Source organism: Streptomyces sp. NPDC046203 (assembly GCF_040646255.1).
In the GTDB taxonomy this organism is placed as follows: Bacteria; Actinomycetota; Actinomycetes; order Streptomycetales; family Streptomycetaceae; genus Streptomyces.
Map to the genome: position 1 here is coordinate 141,125 of NZ_JBEYZX010000010.1, position 16,010 is coordinate 157,134.

General features: G+C 69.4%; 12 protein-coding genes. 9 read left to right on the forward strand and 3 right to left on the reverse strand.

Annotation, left to right across the window (positions count from 1 at the left end):
• Positions 1–69 precede the first annotated feature (69 nt).
• The 7 genes from ABZ990_RS11695 (at position 70) to ABZ990_RS11725 (ending at position 11,099) form a co-directional block, all read left to right on the forward strand.
• Positions 70–1,656, forward strand: a complete 1,587-nt coding sequence (locus ABZ990_RS11695) for a VWA domain-containing protein (protein WP_361229047.1) — start codon at positions 70–72, stop codon at positions 1,654–1,656.
• A gap of 286 nt (positions 1,657–1,942) precedes the next feature.
• Complete coding sequence (metG, locus tag ABZ990_RS11700; RefSeq protein WP_361229050.1) at positions 1,943–3,550, forward strand: methionine--tRNA ligase; 1,608 nt, start codon at positions 1,943–1,945, stop codon at positions 3,548–3,550.
• Between the two features lie 461 nt (positions 3,551–4,011).
• Positions 4,012–4,608, forward strand: coding sequence for a hypothetical protein (locus ABZ990_RS11705; RefSeq protein ID WP_361229053.1), 597 nt, complete (start codon positions 4,012–4,014; stop codon positions 4,606–4,608).
• An 89-nt stretch (positions 4,609–4,697) separates the two neighbouring features.
• Complete coding sequence (locus tag ABZ990_RS11710) at positions 4,698–5,144, forward strand: SseB family protein (RefSeq protein ID WP_361229056.1); 447 nt, start codon at positions 4,698–4,700, stop codon at positions 5,142–5,144.
• A complete protein-coding gene (locus ABZ990_RS11715) occupies positions 5,141–5,782 on the forward strand; it encodes a hypothetical protein (RefSeq protein ID WP_361229059.1) in 642 nt (213 codons plus the stop codon). Before ABZ990_RS11710 ends, ABZ990_RS11715 begins: the two co-directional genes overlap by 4 nt.
• Before the next feature lie 3 nt (positions 5,783–5,785).
• Entirely contained in the window at positions 5,786–10,360 is a 4,575-nt protein-coding gene (locus tag ABZ990_RS11720) for a putative T7SS-secreted protein (RefSeq protein WP_361229062.1), read from the forward strand.
• Positions 10,350–11,099 carry a hypothetical protein gene (locus ABZ990_RS11725; protein ID WP_361229065.1) on the forward strand — a complete coding sequence of 250 codons (750 nt, stop codon included), beginning with the start codon at positions 10,350–10,352 and terminating at the stop codon, positions 11,097–11,099. The genes ABZ990_RS11720 and ABZ990_RS11725 overlap by 11 nt, the downstream gene beginning before the upstream one ends.
• A 57-nt stretch (positions 11,100–11,156) precedes the next feature.
• On the opposite strand, the gene ABZ990_RS11730 is transcribed toward ABZ990_RS11725, so the two are convergent.
• Genes ABZ990_RS11730 through ABZ990_RS11740 form a run of 3 tightly spaced genes read right to left on the reverse strand, consistent with a single transcriptional unit; the run spans position 11,157 to position 13,368 of the window.
• Positions 11,157–12,320 (reverse strand): DUF1266 domain-containing protein, encoded by a 1,164-nt coding sequence (locus ABZ990_RS11730; RefSeq protein ID WP_361229068.1) that lies wholly within the window; start codon positions 12,318–12,320, stop codon positions 11,157–11,159.
• Complete coding sequence (locus ABZ990_RS11735) at positions 12,317–12,526, reverse strand: DUF397 domain-containing protein (RefSeq protein WP_361229070.1); 210 nt, start codon at positions 12,524–12,526, stop codon at positions 12,317–12,319. The genes ABZ990_RS11730 and ABZ990_RS11735 overlap by 4 nt, the downstream gene beginning before the upstream one ends.
• Positions 12,523–13,368 carry a helix-turn-helix transcriptional regulator gene (locus ABZ990_RS11740; RefSeq protein WP_361229073.1) on the reverse strand — a complete coding sequence of 282 codons (846 nt, stop codon included), beginning with the start codon at positions 13,366–13,368 and terminating at the stop codon, positions 12,523–12,525. Before ABZ990_RS11740 ends, ABZ990_RS11735 begins: the two co-directional genes overlap by 4 nt.
• A 398-nt stretch (positions 13,369–13,766) precedes the next feature.
• On the opposite strand from ABZ990_RS11740, the gene ABZ990_RS11745 reads away from it, so the two are divergent.
• On the forward strand, positions 13,767–14,984 hold the full coding sequence (locus ABZ990_RS11745) for a helix-turn-helix domain-containing protein (protein ID WP_361229075.1): 1,218 nt from the start codon (positions 13,767–13,769) through the stop codon (positions 14,982–14,984).
• Positions 14,965–15,879 carry a hypothetical protein gene (locus ABZ990_RS11750; protein WP_361229078.1) on the forward strand — a complete coding sequence of 305 codons (915 nt, stop codon included), beginning with the start codon at positions 14,965–14,967 and terminating at the stop codon, positions 15,877–15,879. The genes ABZ990_RS11745 and ABZ990_RS11750 overlap by 20 nt, the downstream gene beginning before the upstream one ends.
• Positions 15,880–16,010: the final 131 nt, after the last annotated feature.

Genomic DNA, 16,010 nt, shown 5'->3' on the forward strand with positions numbered 1-16,010 from the left:
TCCGCCCTGGCCATGGATGCCCGGGACGAGGACGCACACCGCACCCGACTCATCCGAAGGGGTACGCCCATGGGTATCCGGAGCTTGCTGCGCAAGGTTTTCGGCCGCGACCGCACGACCGACACCACCCCGGCCGCCCTTGTACCGGCCCAGGCGGATCCCCCGGAGACGGAGACGACGACGGAGGCGCCGACCGAGGCGACGGCGGAGCCGGGGGCTGAGCCGAAGGGCACGGCCCCCGAGACGACCATGGCTCCGGAGGCGAAGACGGTCGCCGAGTCGACGGAGCCGGCCGCGCCGGCCGAGGCACCCGCGTCGCCTGAGAAGTCCGAGCAGCCGGAGCAGCCCGAGGCGACGGAGCAGGTGACGGAGCAGGCGGCGGCGAAGACCGCCGAGGCGCCCGTCGAAGAGCCGGCCGAGGCGCCGACGACGGCCGCCCCCGCCACCCCGGAGCCGGAGCACCGCGCCGAGCCCGAGACCCCCGCGGAGCCGGAGGCTCCTGCCGAGCCCACGAAGCCGGTGGTGGTCCCCGCCCAGTCCGCCGCCGAGCGCGCCGCCGCGGACCTGGTGGCGGCGTCCTTCGACAACCCCCAGATCCCCCGCGCCCGCCAGGAGACGCCGGAGCCGGACCCGGAGCCGGTGGTCGAGTCGGAGCCGGAAACGGAGCAGCCGGCCGTCGAGGCGTCCCTGCCCGAGCCCGAGCCCGAGGCCACTGAGCAGGCGGCCCCGGCCGAGGAGCCCGAGGCCACCAAGCCCCAGGCCGAGACCGAGCCCGCACCCGAGCCGCAGCCGGAGCCGGAGCCGGAGTCCGAGCCGGAACCCCTCGCGGCCGCCGAGGCCGCCGAGCCCGAGCCGACCGAGCCGGAGGCCACCAAGCCCGAGATCGTCGAGCCCGAGGCCACCGAGCCCGAGCCGACCGAGCCGGAGATCACCGAGCCCCAGGCCACCGAGGAGTCGGCTTCCCTCACCCCCGAGGAGCCGCAGGCCCGTCCCGCCGTTTCCCTCGCGCGGGTGAAGGCGGCGGCGCCGCATCTCACCGACGCGTACAAGGCGGCCGGCACGGTCCTGAAGAAGCAGGGTCTGACGGGCGCGCGGGCGGCGGTGTACCTGGTGGTCGACCGTTCCGGCTCGATGCGTCCGTACTTCAAGGACGGCTCGGTCCAGCGGCTGGCCGAGCAGACGGTCGCGCTGGCGGCCCATCTGTCCGAGGACGCGACGGCGACCGCCGTCTTCTTCTCCACCGACATCGACGGCACCGCCGAGCTGCGTCCGGCCGACCTCACCCCGACCCGGGTGGACGAGCTGAACGCGACGTACGGCCGGATGGGCCGCACCACGTACCACCGCGCCGTGGAGGAGGTCCTGGCCCTGCACGAGAAGAGCGCGGACCCGGCCCGGCCGGCCCTGGTCGTGTTCCAGACGGACGGCGCGCCCGAGTCGAAGACCGCGGCCGCCCAGGCGCTGGCGGAGGCGGCGGAACGCCCGTACGAGGTGCACTGGCGGTTCACGGTGTGGGGCGAGGAGGAGACGAAGGCGTTCGACTACCACCGCAAGCTGGCCGCGCCCCGTACCGCCGTCCACTTCGCGGGCCCGGCGCCGGCCGAGACCGCGCACACCGCCTTCTACCGCGGCCTGCTCGCCGACTGGTCCCTCTGATCCTGACCGGACCCGGCTGACCCGCCTGACCTGACCGACCCGACCCGTCTGACCCGACCCGGCCGGCCCTGACCACCCCGTCAGGGTCGGCCGGATCCGTCTCCGCCCCTCCTGAGCCACCCCCGACCCACCCCCGACCCGTCCCTGAGCCACCCCTGAGCCACCCCCGACCCGTCCCGGATCGGAACCCCGGATCGGACCCGGATCAGGGGCCGATGGCCGTACCCGCCCGGCCCTGGACTTAAGCATGTGAGAAGGGCACGATCCGGCCGTTAAAATTCGCAGCATGGCGGCCACTGGATCCGAGAAGCAGGGCTCGAAGGCGTTCTACGTCACGACCCCCATTTACTACGTCAACGACGCTCCTCACCTGGGCCACGCCTATACGACCGTCGCAGGCGACGTGCTCACCCGCTGGCACCGCCAGCGTGGTGAGAAGGTGTGGTACCTCACCGGCACGGACGAGCACGGTCAGAAGATCATGCGCACCGCGGAGGCGAACGGCGTCAGCCCCCAGGAGTGGTGCGACAAGCTCGTCGAGGAGGCGTGGAAGCCCCTCTGGGAGCACCTGAACATCGCCAACGACGACTTCATCCGCACCACCCAGAAGCGTCACACGGACCGCGTCCAGGAGTTCGTGCAGGACCTGTACGACAAGGGCGAGATCTACAAGGGCGGCTACGAGGGCCCGTACTGCGTGGGCTGCGAGGAGTACAAGCTCCCCGGCGACCTCATCGAGGCCGAGGACGGCACCAAGCTGTGCTCCGTCCACAAGAAGCCGGTGGAGATCCTCAAGGAGGAGAACTACTTCTTCAAGCTGAGCGAGTACGGCCCGAAGCTGATCGAGTTCTACGAGTCGAACCCGGGCTTCATCCAGCCGGAGAGCGCCCGCAACGAGGTCGTGAACTTCGTCAAGCAGGGTCTCCAGGACCTGTCGATCTCGCGTTCGACGTTCGACTGGGGCGTGCCGATCCCGTGGGACGACAAGCACGTCATCTACGTGTGGGTCGACGCGCTCCTGAACTACGCGACGGCCGTCGGCTACAACGAGAACCCGGCGAAGTTCGAGGAGACGTTCCCGGCGGACGTCCACCTCATCGGCAAGGACATCCTGCGCTTCCACGCGGTGATCTGGCCGGCGATGCTGATGGCGCAGGGTCTGCCGGTGCCCGGGCGGGTCGCGGCGAACGGCTGGCTGATGGTCGGCGGCGAGAAGATGTCGAAGTCGAACCTGACCGGCATCAAGCCGCAGGACCTGACCTCGCACTTCGGCGTGGACGCGTACCGCTGGTACTTCCTGCGCGCGATCGCGTTCGGCCAGGACGGCTCGTTCTCGTGGGAGGACTTCTCCGCCCGCTACACCTCCGAGCTCGCCAACGACTACGGCAACCTCGCCTCGCGCGTGGCGGCCATGGTCGGCAAGTACTTCGGCGGCGCGCTGCCGGCGGCCACGGCCGACGGCGACGCGGAGAAGGCGGTCCAGGAGGGCCTCGCGCGGGCCGTGGCCCTGGCCGACGCCAAGATCGGCGAGGAGCTGGACTTCCAGGCCGGCATCCTGGCGATCTTCGACTTCGTGAAGCAGGTCAACGGCTACATCACCGAGCAGGAGCCCTGGAAGGTCGCGAAGGACGAGTCGGAGGCGGGCCAGGCCCGGCTGGCGACCATCCTGTACACGGCCGCCGAGGCGCTGCGCGGGGTCGCGGTCCTGCTGAACCCGATCATGCCGGAGACCTCCCAGAAGCTCTGGGACTCGCTCGGCGCCGAGGCCGCCCTGGGCGCCCTGGCGGCCCAGCCGGTCCAGGACGCGGGCAACTGGGGCCTGCTCCCGGCAGGCGCGACGGTGACGAAGGGCGCGGTGCTCTTCCCGCGCCTGGAGGACCCGAAGAAGGACTGACGTCCCCCGGACGTCCCGGTGGCCGCCGCTCTCCCTCGGGAGACCGGCGGCCACCGCCGTTTCCGGCCCCTGCCTCCGGGTGGCCGAACCCGGCCGTCCGGCACCACGCGGTCCGTACGGTGCGTGCCATGTCGACTCCGCCCCCGGAAACGCCCCCGGGAACGCAGCCTCCACACCCCGCCTACGGCCCGCCGCCGGGCCCGGTTCCACCCCCGCCCCCACCCGGGTACGGGCAGCAGCCGCCCGCGCCACCGCAACCGTCTCCGTACGGCTACCCGGCCCCGCCTCCCGCCCCGGCCCCGGCCCCAGCCCCGTACGGGCCCCCGTACCCCTCCCCGTACGCGCCCTCGGCACCGAACCCCTACGGGTACGGCTACCCGCCTCCCCCGCCTCCCGGCCCACCACTGAAGAACCGCAAGGCCCGTGACCTCGCGATCGCGGGCGCGGCCGTTCTCGTCCTGATGCTGCTCTCCTGGATCGGCAGCCATGTCGTGCGCGGCGCCGGTGCCCCTTCTTCCGGCTCGGCCCCGGCGGCGACCCACCGTCTCGCTCTCCCCCCGACCCTCCTCGGCGGCCACTACACCCTCGCCGACGACCTGTCCGAGCAGGCGAACTCGGGAATCGCGAACGCGGACGAGTCCAACATCCAAGACCCCAAAGGCGTGGTGGCCCAGTACACGGCGACCGGCAAGACCGACACGGGTGTCCTCGTCGTCTCCGGTCTGTACGGGCGCATCAGCGACCCGGCCCTCGCTCGCGACAAGATGCTCAAGGGCGGGGGCGAGGCGAACGGAGTCACGGTGGTCGTCCCTCCGGAGAACTTCACCCCGGCCGGCGCTGACACCGAGGTGAGCTGCCAGATCCTCTCCCGGACCCAGTCGGGCGGCGGATCCCCGATCGTCTTCCCCGTGTGCGTCTGGGCCGACGACAACACCAGCGCCTCCGTCAGCGAGGTGACGGCCCGCTCCGCCGGGCAGGACCCGTTCACCGTCGACCTGGAAAAGGCCGCGCGCACCACGCTCAAGATCCGCGACGAAATGCGCCGCCCGCTGAGCTGACGGACAATCCCTCGTTTTTCAGCCAAGGAAATCCGAATCGATCGCAATCGGAAACGCGCGCGTGCCACGATCACGCGAGGGGGGATCACATGACATCGACTGTTGCGATCAACGCGGCCCGGCGCCGATTCGCGGCTTTATTAGGGGAGTTCAGGCGCATGGCCGTCCTCGTTCCCATCGACCCGCACGGCAGCCTGTGGACGGCCGAGTACGGCGGCGTGCGGTGGATCTGCGCGTTCTCGGGCGAGCAGGAGCTGGCCCGGTTCGCTCACGCACAGGGTGACGCCGGCCGTCCGTGGGAGTACCGCACGCTTCTCGGGGCCCGGCTTCTCGACGTACTGGTTCCGCAGCTGGTCGAATCCGGCACACCGGCAGGCGTGGCCCTGGACCCGGGCAGCGACGACGGGGTGCTGTTCCCTCCTGTCGAAGGAGTCGTACCGGAGTCGGCGGCCATGGATCTCGGGCCGGGCCCCGGAAGCGACCCGGGAACGGGGCGCCGGGCTCAGGCCCGGACGGAACACGGGAGTGAGCGATGAGCGGACCCGACCCGGATCTCCAGGCAAGCGACAACGCGCTCAAGATGATCGCCCAAGGGCTCGATCGGGCCCACGGGGAACTGAAGGATCTGATGCCCGGGCAGACCGCGGTCACCGGGCGCGGCTTCTCGCAACTCTCCTTGACCGGAATACAGGTGGGACACCAGGGGCTGGCCCATCAGTTCGAGACATTCTGCGAACGGTGGGGCTGGGGCGTACGAGATCTCATGCAGCGGGCGAACACGCTCGCCGCGGCGATCGGGCTGACCGGCGGAGCGGTCCACGAGCAGGAGCAGTACGTCAAGGACACGCTCAAGATCGTGGGCAACGGGATCAATGGAAACCCGCACCTGTCCGAGGACGAAGCCAAGAAGAGAAGCTGGGACGAGCTCCTCCAGCCGTCTTTCAGCGACCCGGACTGGAGTTCGCGGTCTCTCCTCGCCGCCAAGGAACATGTCGACCAGACCTGGCAGGACACGGGATACGACCTCGGCGAGAGCTCGCTCGACCAATTCACCGCCACCGGCATGATCGATCCAAAGACGCGCGAAGAGATGGACGCGAAGCTGCGCGACAAGCTGAACCCCAGCCAGGGGGCGATCCAGCAGGCGCAGGAACCGTTCTGGGGGGATCGCTGACCCATGGCGGGTTTCGGAGAGATATTCGACAAGGGCGCCGACATCGTCGGCCGGGGCATCGACTGGGGTATGCGCAAGGCCGGCGAGGGCGTCGACGCCGCCACCGATGCCCTCGGGGACCGCCTCAAGAACGCGGGCGCCGGCGCCTTCGGCGAAGCCCTCCAGGACTGGGGCGACGGTGCGGCCTCCTGGCTCGGAGCGGAGGTCCGCGAAGCGGAGCTCGGTACGACCACCGACCCGCACGAACTGATCCACGGGAAGGCCGGGGACATCACCGACACGGTGACGAACCTCCGCGATTTCCAATCCGCCTTCACCGGTGTGGGCAGGGGTCTGAACGCCCTGGGCAGCGAAGGCTGGAGGGGCAAGGCGGAGCAGGCATTCGCCAAGAAGCTCCATCTCCTCCCCCAGGAGTGGCAACGCGCCTCCGACGCCTTCGAGTCCGCGGCGAACGCGCTGGAGGCGTACGCGCACACGGTGACCTGGGCACAGGGCAAGGCGTACGAGGCGATCGAGCTCTACCGGCAGGGCGACGAGGCGACCCGCCAGGCGGCAAAGGAGCATGCCGAACATCCGTCGCAGTTGAACGTCGCGTCCGCCGGCGAGCCCGTCGACCCGGGCGACCGGCAGCGCGCCCATGCGCGCGAGCTTCTGGCGGACGTCCGCCGTCAGCGCGACGAGGCCGCCGAACGGGCGAAGGGAGCGATCGCCTCGGCCCTCGCACATGCCCCGGCCACCCCGTCCGCGCGGGACCGGCTGGGGATGGCCGCCGGAGACACGGCCATCGCGGCGGGGACGGAGTTGCTGCACGTCGGCGGTGGTGTCTTGAAGGGCGCCATCGGCACGACCAACTTCGTCCGCGCGATCAACCCCATGGACGCGTACAACCTCACGCACCCGGCCGCCTTCCTTGACGGCACCAGCATGACCCTGGCCGGGATCGCCTCCACCGTCGCGCACCCGGACCGGGTCCTGACGGGTGCCTGGGAAGCGCTGAAGAGCGACCCGAGCGAATTTCTCGGCCGTCTGCTGCCCGACATACTCGGCTCGAAGGGTGCCGGCGCGGCGAAGTCCCTGAGCGCCGCCCGGCAGGCCCGTCGGCTGGAGGACATCAAGGCGCCGGCCCGCGGGTCCTATGGCGAGAGTCCTCATGCGTCGAGCCGCGAACCCGGGCAGTGCCACACCGGCAACGACCCGGTCGACATGGCCACCGGCCGGTTCCTCCTGCCCCAGACAGACCTGTCCCTGCCCGCCTCGCTCCCGCTCGTCCTCAACCGCACCTTCGAGTCCGCCTACCGCTCGGGCCGATGGTTCGGTCCGAGCTGGGCGAGCACGCTCGATCAGCGCCTGGAGATCGACTCGGAGGGCGTGCTCCTGCTCCGCGAGGACGGCGGCGTCCTCGCGTTCCCTCATCCGGCACCGGGCGTACCGGTACTGCCGACGCACGGCATCAGCCGCTGGTCACTGGACCGGGAGGGAGAGGGCGGCGCGTACACGGTCACCGATCCGCGGTCCGGTGTCGTCCGCCGCTTCGCCGTCTCCGAGGACGGCACGGAAGCCGTGCTCGTCCAGATCGACGACCGCAACGGCAACTGGATCACCTTCGGGTACGACGAACACGGCACGCCCACCGACATCGCGCACCACGCCGGATACCGGCTGCGTCTGGCGACGGACGGGTCCCGGATCACCGCCCTGTACCTGGGCACCCAGGAGGTACGGCACTACGGCTACACCGACAGTCATCTGACGTCCGTCGCGGACTCCTCCGGCCTGGCGACACTCTTCGGCTACGACGAGCTCGGCCGGATGACCTCCTGGACCGACAGCAACGGCGTCCACTACGAGAACGTCTACGACGACCGGCACCGTTGTGTGTTCCAGTCGGGCCGCGACGGCGTCATGGCCGGCCACTTCACGTGGCCCGCCGGGGAGGGGGCGGCGGGCGAGACGACGTTGACGGACGCCCTCGGCCGCACGACCCGCTACGAGGTGGACGACCGTGCCCTGGTCACCGCGGTGACCGAGCCCGATGGCGCGGTCACCCGGTACACGCACGATGCCCGGGGCCGGGAACTCTCGCGCACCGACCCGCTCGGCCACGTCACCCGATTCGCCTACGACCGCGAGGGCCGGCTGACCACCGTCACCCGCCCCGACGGCCGGACCACCGGCGCCGAGTACGACGAGCTGGGACTACCGGTACGCATCACCGGCCCCGACGGCAACAGGCTCCGGCAGACGTACGACGAACGTGGCAACCGGACCTCCGTGACGAGCCCTTCGGGCGCGCGCACCGCGTTCACGTACGACGACCGCGGGCGCATCACCGCCGTCACGGATCCGCTGGGCGCGGTCACCCGCGTCCACAGCGACCCGGCTGGTCTGCCCATGGCGGTCACCGACCCTCTGGGTGCGACGAGTCACTACGAACGAGACCCCTTCGGTCGAACGATCCGCTTCACGGATCCGCTGGGCGCCCGGACCGAACTGGAGTGGACGGTCGAAGGCCGTCTGGCCCGCCGGACCACCCCGGACGGGGCCGTGGAGTCGTGGACGTACGACGGCGAGGGCAACTGCCTTGTCCACACCGATCCCATCGGCGGCACGACCCGCTTCACCTATGGCGCCTTCGATCTCCCGACCTCCCGCACCGACCCGGACGGGACGCGCCACACCTTCACGCACGATGCCGCGCTTCAGCTCACCTCGGTCACCAACCCGCAGGGAATGAGCTGGAGTTACTCCTATGACGGAGGCGGCCGCACCGCGTCGGAGACGGACTTCGACGGCCGCACGCTGAGCTACACCTACGACGCGGCCGGGCGGCTGGCCTCCCGCACCAACACGCTCGGCCGGCGGGTGAGCTACGAGCGGAACGTGCTCGGGCAGGTGGTTCGCAAGGACGCGGACGGCGCGGTCACGACGTACGACTACGACATCTTCGACGAACTCGCCGTCGCCGCCGGCCCGGACGCGACACTGACACGATTACGGGACCGGTACGGGCGTCTTCTGTCGGAGACCGTCGACGGCCGGACCCTGTCCTTCACCTACGACACGGCGGGGCGCCGGACCGGCCGGACCACACCGGGCGGAGCGGTGAGCACTTGGTCCTACGACGCGGCCGGGCGATGCGGCGAACTGACCGCTTCCGGACGGAAGATCTCCTTCGAACACGATCCGGCTGGGCGCGAACTCACCCGCACATTAGGCGACTTCACTTCCCTGATCTCTTCCTTCGACGAGGCGGGACGACTCGCCTCCCACGAAGTGACGGGCCGGGGCCGCCGTCTTCAGCACCGCGCCTACCACTACCGTCCCGACGGCGGCCTTGTCGGCATCGACGACGAGCTCGCCGGCCCGCGCCGCTTCGACCTGGACGCGGCGGGCCGGGTGACAGCGGTCCACGCGGACCGCTGGACCGAGCGCTACGTCTACGACGAGGCCGGCAACCAGACGGACGCAGCCTGGCCCGGCCCCGGCTCCGACGCCACCGGCACGCGCTCCTACACCGGCACCCGGATCACCCGGGCGGGTGCGGTCCGCTACGAGCACGACGCCCTGGGCCGGGTCACCTCCCGCCGCAAAACGCGCCTCTCCCGTAAGCCCGACACCTGGCACTACACCTGGGACGCCGAGGACCGTCTCACCTCGGTGACCACTCCGGACGGCACCGAGTGGCGCTACGCCTACGACCCGCTCGGCCGCCGTGTCTCCAAGCATTCGCCCACGGAGACCGTCCATTTCACCTGGGACGGCACCACACTGTGCGAGCAGTCCACCGAGAGCGTGACCCTCACCTGGGACCATGCGGGCCTGCGCCCCTTGTCCCAGACGGAACGCCGCCGCGACACCGAAGAGACCCGCTTCTTCGCCATCGTCACCGACCTCGTCGGTACCCCGACCGAACTCGTCGACGAGTCCGGCGAACTGGCCTGGCGCGCCCGCAGCACCCTCTGGGGCACCACCGCCTGGACCCGCGCGGCGACCGCGTACACGCCGCTGCGCTTCCCGGGCCAGTACTTCGACCCCGAATCGGGCCTGCACTACAACTTCTTCCGCTACTACGACCCCGAACCGGCCCGCTACCTCACCCCGGACCCCCTGGGCCTGGCCCCGGCCCCGAACCCGGCGACGTACGTCCACAATCCGCACACGTGGAGCGACCCGCTGGGGCTGATGGCATGCCCCATCGGCGGACCTGAGAAGCATATCCCCCTGAACAAGGCCAGGGGCGATGTACATTTCCCCGATCACGAATCGGCCTGGCAAGAGATACTTCGACGATTCGACATCGAGGATTCTTCATATACACACCGCGAAAATATGCATGGAAAGAACGACAACCTGAAGGGACCTAAAGGCGAATCCTGGGAGGAAATAAGCGCGATCGACAGAAATGGGAATCCGGTGGAATTCCATCACCACTCCAACGGCCACTACTTCCGGGAAAAGGAACCTGCCCTGGAGACATGGTCCCTCCCCCACTACCATGGACCCAATGGAGAGCATGTGTACTATGGCGACATGAACTCTGGATGGGGCCTGAAAGGAGTTCCTCGAAGTGCGGAATGAAAAGTACACCGCAGTCGGCCTTCAACACTGGGCGCCAGATGAGATCGGATCCTCGATCTCATCCCTTAACAGCCCTTTGCCAAACGTAGGCACGATCTGGGTTTTCTGCCCGCCTGAGAGGGAGACGGACACATGGTCCACCGTCCTTCCCGCTCTCGGACAGAGCGAAGCCTTCACCTGGAAAGCTGCCATGCGTCCGCAACGCGGCGGCGATCCGGACGCAACCGGAAAGAAGGAGGGGACAATCGCCCGACGGGACATAGAGCGCCTCTCCCTGCAGACCTTCCCCATGCTCCCTTACATGGAATCCACCTTCGCCAGAGAGCCACTCCTCCCCGAAACCGCGGGACGCTTCATCAGCAGCCTCTCCGCTCGCTCGTCAGGGTTCGCCCTGGCCATCGGATCAAGGCGCACGGAATCAAGTTCCTGGCTGCAGGCAAGCGCAATAATGGAGTCACATTTCTCACTGCATCGCGACTTCAGCAACAGTGAAGAACTTGAGGGAATTCGGCGCGACATAGTTTCGACCTATGTGCAGGCGTGTACAACCATGGACCTGCTTCCCGTGATCCCATTGAACAAGCATCCCGACGCAGGCTTTGCCGTCTTCTGCCCCTCCCGCCAATACAGTTCGATTCTCACACGCATTTCTCATGCATGTGATGTACTGGGGGGGAAATCCGCGCAGGACCGAATCAGTCAGTTCATCGGCTACGGAGGCGACCTCTCCTACCTGTGAACGGCGAATGGGCCCTTGCACATTCCTGGCAGAAACCGGAGTCACGGACCGGTGCTGTCAAGCCCAGGGGAGGTTGAGCCAGGGGCTGGTGGGGTCCGTGGTGAGGAGGTGGTGGGTGGCGAGGATGGTGTCGTACCACTTGCCGAATTCGCCCTCGTCGAAGTGGAGACAGCGGCCGAGGGCGTAGGACGCGGAGAAGTCGGCCCAGGAGTCGTAGGTCGAGTGGACGAGGCGGCCGGCGCGGTGGACTGCTGCCTCGGCCTCGGCGAGGGTGCCGAGGCGGGTGGAGACGCCCCAGCGGGCCATGCCGGACGCGCGGCCGTAGTCCCATGCCTTGACCGTACGGACGATCGCGTCGCCCGCGAGGAAGCCGTCGGCGCGGAAGCGGGTCTCGTAGGTGACGATGCTGTCGATGGTCCGGTGGAGGTACGCGGCGGACGCGCCCACGTGGCGGACCTGGAGGGCGCGGTCGGCGGCCTCGTGCCACTCGTCGGGGGTGAGAGGGCCGGTGGTGTGGCGCAGGCCGAGGGCGTACTCCCAGAGTTCGCTCACCATGTCGGCCCGCAGCAACTGGTCCACATACTCCAGCCACTTGGTCCGCGTGGTGACGCCCCACCACTCCTCGAGCATCTCCTTCTCGCGGGTGTAGCCGGCGCCGTGGTACGCCATCGAGTTCCAGAACTCGGCGTTGTTCACGAAGATGTGCGCGCCGGCGGCCAGACCGAAGGCGACCTCTCCGTGGAGGGCGCCGCCCACCATCAGGGTGTGGACGCCGGGCTGGGGCATGCCGACCGGGCGTTGGCGCCGCGCGTCCGACGCCAGCCAGTGGGCCCGGCCCTCCGGTCCGGCGTGCAGGACGCCCTCGCACGGACTGCCCGGGTTCACGATGAGGTACGGGGGATCGCCGGAGTCCCAGACCTCCGCGAACCAGGCGAGGCTGTGGGCCTTGAACACCGGGTCCGGTACGGGCAGCGGAAGCATTCCGGCGGTGTAGACGTCGATGCACATCGTCCGCGTCCGCGGATTCCAACGAGGCGCGAACTGCGACGAGTCGGGGTTCGCGTCGGCGTAGGCGCGCGGCTGCGCGAGGTACAGGTCCGCCTGGGCGACCAGGTCGTAGTAGGCGGACACGTCCCCGCGCAGCCGTGCCTGGTGGAGGCCGTGCTCGATGGAGCTCGGCGGATACCAGGCGGGGGGTATCGGGCTCGGCGACTTCGTCAACGTGCGGAGGCGTACGAGACGAAGTCCGACCAGGCGGCGGGTGCGAGGGCAAGCTGCGGGCCCGGGAGGTTCTTCGAGTCGCGGATGTGGATCGCGGCGGCGGTGGTGGCGACCTCCACGCAGGAGTCGCCCTCGCTGCCACTGCTGTAGCTGCTCTTGAACCAAGCGGGTTCGGAAACTTCCCCGGCCGAGAGGTTGTCGATCACGTCTCTCCTAGCAGTTGCTCGATGACGAGGGCGGACTCCCGAGGGCTGAGAGCCTGCGCCCGGATGATGCCATAGCGCAGTTCCAGGATACGGAGCTGGCGAGGCTCAGTCACTGGCCGGCCGTTGGAGACGACGGGTGAACGCCCCATCGCCGAGCCGTCGAAGAACTTCAGCACCTCAATGCTGCCGTCCACGCCCGCGTGTTCCTCGCGGTCCATACCCATGAGTTGAAGCTCGACGTTCGGCAACTCGGCGATGACAAGCAGATGTTCGAGCTGCTTGCGTAGCAGCTCTCTTCCGCCCAGGGGGCGCCGAAGCGTCCACTCCTCCAGTACGAAACTGAGTTCGGGCAATGGGTCTCGTCGTTCGAAGATCGCCTGCCGGTTGACGCGGGCAGACACGTACCGATCGACCTCGTTCCGCGTGTACGCCGGCCGCCGCATCCGCAGCAACCCGCGCGCGTAGTCGGGGGTCTGGAGCAGACCGTGGATGTTGAGCGGGTCGTAGAGATTCATCTCCACCGCCCGCGCCTCCAACTTGGTGAGGTCGCGGACCTTCTTGGGGTAGAAGACCTTCGCCACGTCCGCCTTCATGGCCTTCACCAGCCCGTCGGCGCGCAGGATGTCGTCGGCCTCGTCCAGGAACTCGGGGCGGGGGATCCGCCGGCCGCCCTCGATCTTGTAGATCATGTCCTCGCTGTAGCCGACCTCCGATCCGAAGTCCGCGGCCCGCATGCCCAGCGCCTCCCGGCGCAGTTTCAGTTGCCTGCCCACGGTCGTGATGACGGCCACGCCCCAGTCGTCGTCCGGGTCCACTTCCCAGCCGGGCTCTTCCGCTGTCATGCCGCACCCTCTCTTCCGTCCTGTCCGACGCAACGGCCCTACCCACACCAACGGTTCGGGCGACCGAGACAACCGGGACAAGGGCAGGACAGTCACTCGGGAGCCCGCCGCACGCGGAGTGGAACGGGGCATTCACCGGAGCACGGTGCGCCGTGCTCCGGTGGCTCGGGCGCCTACCAACCAAAGAACCACGGAGGGAAAGAACCCCAACCAAACCCACCCTTTCCCTCCGCCAGGGGCTGATCACTCGCAGGGGTGAAATATGCCGACACAGCTGGCGCTTGGGCGGGTCCCTTGTTCTACGCTCACGCCAGAACGACCCCAGACATACGTCGGCCCTCGCCGGGAGTTGCGATCCCAGGGCGAGGGCCTGACCAACGAGGAAGAACAGCTTCCCGATGGATAGCAAGAACCCTAGCCTGCGCGCGGGCCGCACGTCCCGTGGCACGCGGAAAAACCACTCCTCCGGGGCCGGAGGAATCCAGCACGACAACTTCCGGCACGACGACGGCTTCGTCATGGTCGGCAACCACCTCGCTCAGCATGGGGAGTTGTCGCTGGTGGCCATCGGCCTCTCCACGCACCTCCAGTCGCTGCCCGCCGGTGCTCCCGCCGACATCAAGCACCTCGCCAAGCGGTTCCCCGAGGGTGCGATCGTCATCGCCGACGCTCTGCGCGAGCTGGAAGCCCACGGCTACATGAACCGACCCCGTCTGCGTGGGGCCAAGGGACAGGTCGCCACCCACCTGATCTCCTGCAACAACCCGGCCCGCCGCCGCGCCCTCGACGCCGCCTGTCACGACCGGTCGGCGGGAGGGGCGGAGCCCGGGGCGGGCGGGGCAAGTCGCGGGGATGGCACGGCGGTTGAGGCGGTGGGGCCGCCCGTACCGCCCCCGCGGGAGCCCGAGCGGGTCCCCGAGTCGATCCCTGAGTCGATCCCTGAGTGGATCCCGGAGTGGATCCCCGAGCCTGCGCCGGAGCCGGTCCCTGAGCCGGAGGTCTCGGCGCCCGCGCCCGAGCCCCGGCCCGTACCTGACCCCGTACCTGGCCCCGTGCCCCAGCCCGCGCCTGGCGTCACCCCCGTAGCGGCGCCCGATCCCGCATCCGGGCCCGTACCCGTACCCGCACCCGTACCCGCGTCCGCGCCGGAAGCCGTGCGTCCGCCCCGCCACCGGTCACGGCCGGAGGCCCGGCGCCGCGCGCTGCCCGACGTACCGGCTCCGTCCTCCCTCCCGCCCGAACTCCTCCTGACAGCAGCGGAGATCCTCGCCCGTCTCGCACGCGTGAACCCCCGCCTGCTGCTCTCCGGGACCGACACCGAACACCTCACCCCCGGTGTCATCGCCTGGCTGGAGCGGGACGCCTCGGCCGACGCCGTCGTCCACGCCCTGACCGACCGCCTCCCGTACCCCCTGCACCGCCCCGCGGCCCTGCTCGCCCACCGACTCACCGCGAACCTCCCCCCACCACCACCCTTCCGGCCCGTCAGGGCGAAACAGCTCCCGCTCCTCCCGCTCCAGAACTGCGAACGCTGCGACCGCGCGTTCCGCGGCGCGGAGCCCGGATGCTGCCCCGGCTGCCAACACAAGGACACCCATGGTCAGCTCGACTCATGAAGCGATGCACCGCATCTTCCAGCACGATCTGAGGCTGTTCAGCCGCCTGTCGAGGATGCTCGGCTTTCCCCTTCCCCCACCCGTCGAAGTGACGGTCCTGCCCACCGACCTCACCGAGTCCGCCCCCGTCGAACGCCGTGTGGACACCCTCCTGCGCCTCGACAGCGCGGACGACGGCTCGCTGCTCCTCGCCATCGAGGCGCAGGGGAAGAAGGACACGGCAAAGCCGGCGAGCTGGGCGTACTACACGGCGTATCTGTGGACGAAGTACCGGCTGCCGACCGCCCTGCTCGTCGTCTGCCAGGACCGCACCACCGCCGAATGGGCCGGACGAGCGGTGCACAGCGGGCCGCCCCACATGCCCACCCTCACCATCCGGCCGGTGGTCGTCGGCCCCCACAACATGCCGGTCATCACCGACCCCGCCGAGGCGCGGGCGGACCTGGCGCTGGCCACTCTGTCGGCCATCACGCACGCGGGCGATCCGGACATTGATGCCATACTGAAAACCCTCTCCACCGCTCTGCAAGGCGTCCCCGAAGAGGTCGCCGACCCGATCATCGAATTCACCGCGCAGGGGCTGGGCAACCGCCCGGCCAGAGAGTTCTGGAGGAAGCTGGTGGCCGTGGACCTGTCCTTCTACAAGTCGTTCATCTCGGAAGAGATCCGGGACGAGGGGCGCGCCCAGGGGCGTGCCGAGGGGCGTGCCCAGGGGCGTGCCCAGCAGGGGGCCAAATTCATCCTGGCCGTCCTTGACGCACGCGGCATCGCCGTCCCCACTGATGCCCGTGAGCGGATCACCACCTGCGACGACCTCGGCCTACTGGACCAGTGGGTCCGGCGCGCCGCCACGGTCACCTCAGTCGAGGGAATCTTCACCCTCGAGGACGACTAGTCCCCCGCACAACAAAGGGCCCGGCCCCGTACGTCTCGCGTACGGGCCCGGGCCCTTCGAACACCTACCGCCGGTGCCTTACCAGCGCCTCCCGGCGCCTACACCGGCGTCAGCCACTTCAAGCAGCCGGC

Bases quoted from the DNA above. Each gene is read 5' to 3' on its own strand.
- ABZ990_RS11720 (WP_361229062.1), top strand. From the start codon at position 5,786: ATGGCGGGTTTCGGAGAGATATTCGACAAGGGCGCCGACATCGTCGGC.
- ABZ990_RS11705 (WP_361229053.1), top strand. From the start codon at position 4,012: ATGCTGCTCTCCTGGATCGGCAGCCATGTCGTGCGCGGCGCCGGTGCC.
- ABZ990_RS11750 (WP_361229078.1), top strand. From the start codon at position 14,965: ATGGTCAGCTCGACTCATGAAGCGATGCACCGCATCTTCCAGCACGAT.
- ABZ990_RS11740 (WP_361229073.1), bottom strand. From the start codon at position 13,368: ATGACAGCGGAAGAGCCCGGCTGGGAAGTGGACCCGGACGACGACTGG.
- ABZ990_RS11715 (WP_361229059.1), top strand. From the start codon at position 5,141: ATGAGCGGACCCGACCCGGATCTCCAGGCAAGCGACAACGCGCTCAAG.
- ABZ990_RS11745 (WP_361229075.1), top strand. From the start codon at position 13,767: ATGGATAGCAAGAACCCTAGCCTGCGCGCGGGCCGCACGTCCCGTGGC.
- ABZ990_RS11695 (WP_361229047.1), top strand. From the start codon at position 70: ATGGGTATCCGGAGCTTGCTGCGCAAGGTTTTCGGCCGCGACCGCACG.
- ABZ990_RS11710 (WP_361229056.1), top strand. From the start codon at position 4,698: ATGACATCGACTGTTGCGATCAACGCGGCCCGGCGCCGATTCGCGGCT.
- metG (WP_361229050.1), top strand. From the start codon at position 1,943: ATGGCGGCCACTGGATCCGAGAAGCAGGGCTCGAAGGCGTTCTACGTC.